The 1,290-nt window shown below is 52.5% G+C and carries 1 protein-coding gene; it reads right to left on the minus strand.

Translation table 11 applies throughout. The annotated features are described in order from the left end of the window. Positions 1 to 323: 323 nt before the first annotated feature. Positions 324 to 1,199: an MYG1 family protein gene (locus RMSM_RS00195; protein WP_040763277.1), complete on the minus strand. Its 876-nt coding sequence runs from the start codon at positions 1,197 to 1,199 to the stop codon at positions 324 to 326. Between the last annotated feature and the right edge of the window lie 91 nt (positions 1,200 to 1,290).

A 1,290-nucleotide genomic window follows, 5' to 3' on the forward strand; every position in this document is an offset into this window, starting at 1 on the left:
GCGAGTTGTTAGAATCAGCCTAAGCCGGACGTTCTCGTCAGCGGCCGGGCATAACGCGACAACCGGTGCCTGACGGTTCACCGATGCGTTTTAAATTCGGTTTAAATCAACAAACCGCTAAGCCAACACGAGCGACAACGAGAGTTTTCTGAGGGACACTGGCGGTGGATCGAAAGTCTCCGCGTGACTTAGTGGCATGACGGGACTCGTAACCTCGTCCACTACGGTGAAACAGTTGATCCCAAATGTTTTGTAGCGAAAGTCGAATGACGAACTTATAGCCGGACAGGTCGTTGGCCGGTCCGGCGAAAGACGAACCCGTATCAGCGATTGGTTTTGACAATGGCGTTTTTCAACAACTGCTTCAACTGCGTTGGATCCGTTGTCGCAACTTTTGCAACAAAGCCACGCTTGTGGGCAAAACGCACATCGTCGTGGGATTCGATCTGCGAAAAATCCAAACGCTGATTGTCGTTGTATCGCGTCAATCCGTACCCGTCGCCACGTCGATCGGGATAGACCAACGCATGAATTTCGTTTTCCTTCCCTTCGCTCTCGATGAACGCGTAGACACCAAACGATGGATCCTCTGCGATGGCGTCACTTTTTTCCAAGAACAACGCTCGAATCGGTTCACCATCCGCTTCGATCGTCCAGTACTGAGCATGCTGTGCGAGATAGTCCAACCGTTCACGCAATGACCGCAAGTAGTTGACTATATCCTCACCCACCATGCACATAACTTGGTAGATCGGATCTTCAGAATGGAGCTCGGATGCCTTTGCAAACCGATTCAACAACGTCGTATCGAGCGGAGAATTCAACTCGCTCAACGCCGTACGCGGAATCTTCATCAACTCGGCGGTTTCATTTGGTCCCAAGGTGTCAAGCCATTCCGCTGGACGCAGCCAAGCACAGAACGACAACGCATCTTCGTAGAGTTCCAGACTTTTCAGCACAAGTGACAAGGCACAGAGCGGCGGAGCATCGCGAGGAAACTGGTGATGGTCAAAGTTGTTTCGCTCGGGATCGTGCGATCCCCCCACGTCGACGACACAGATGGATGGATTGGATAAATCTTCATCCGTAGGCTCGCGACGTTGGATTGGCACCCCGTGCAAATGCGCCAGCAGACTGCAGGCAAGGAAATCGTCTTTGTGGGCGCCGCCGGGATGGGTCACGATCAGCTGCATGGTCATCAAGTTGCGTTACGTCGATAGGGGAGCAAATTCGAAATCAAGAAGCACAAAACATACCGGCAAACTGGTAGGATGGAAGCTGCGGCACCGC

The sequence above is a fragment of the Rhodopirellula maiorica SM1 genome (assembly GCF_000346295.1).
GTDB lineage: Bacteria > Planctomycetota > Planctomycetia > Pirellulales > Pirellulaceae > Novipirellula > Novipirellula maiorica.

Excerpts from the sequence above, each read along its gene's own strand:
- RMSM_RS00195 (WP_040763277.1), bottom strand. The coding sequence starts at position 1,199 with ATGACCATGCAGCTGATCGTGACCCATCCCGGCGGCGCCCACAAAGAC.